Annotated in this window: 1 protein-coding gene; it reads left to right on the top strand. The window is 67.3% G+C overall.

Translation table 11 applies throughout. The features are described 5' to 3' along the window. The coding region (locus tag RUGAMON1_RS32635; protein WP_445234423.1) for an AMP-binding protein at nucleotides 1–734 on the top strand (734 nt) is incomplete at both ends.

The following is a 734-nucleotide window of genomic DNA, read 5'->3' as shown; positions in this document are numbered from 1 at the left end:
CGTGGTGCTGCAAAAGACGCCGTTCAGCTTTGACGTATCGGTGTGGGAATTCTTCTGGCCGCTCAGCTGCGGCGCGCGGCTGGTGATGGCCAGGGCGCAGGGACACAAGGATCCGGCGTATCTGAGCGAGACCATCGCACGGGAAGGCGTCACGACGCTGCACTTCGTGCCGTCGATGCTGCAGGTGTTCCTGGAACACGCGCAGTTGAGCGTTTGCGGCAGCGTGACGCGGGTGGTGTGTAGCGGCGAGGCCTTGCCGGCGGCGCTGGCGCAGCGCCTGCATGGCGGCCTGCCGGGTGCGCAGCTCTACAATTTGTATGGCCCCACCGAGGCGGCGGTCGATGTCACGGCCTGGACCAGCGTGGCGGGCGATACGCGCGCCACGGTGCCGATCGGGCGGCCGATCGCCAACACCCGCGTCTACCTGCTTGATGAGGCGATGCGTCCGGTTCCGCTGGGCGTGGCCGGCGAGCTGTATATCGGCGGCGTGCAAGTGGGGCGCGGTTATCTGCATCGACCGGAACTGACGGCGGAACGCTTCGTTCCCGATCCGTTCGCCGGCGTGGCCGAAGCGAAGATGTACAAGACGGGCGACCTGGCGCGCTTCCTGGACGATGGCAATGTCGAATACCTGGGCCGCAACGACTTCCAGGTCAAGATCCGCGGCTTCCGCATCGAACTGGGCGAAATCGAGGCGGCGCTGGCCGCCTGCGCCGGGGTGCGCGAGGCGGTGG

Source organism: Duganella rhizosphaerae, from assembly GCF_040364205.1.
Taxonomy (GTDB): Bacteria; Pseudomonadota; Gammaproteobacteria; order Burkholderiales; family Burkholderiaceae_D; genus Rugamonas; species Rugamonas rhizosphaerae.
This window is presented reverse-complemented; position numbering and strand designations above follow the sequence as displayed.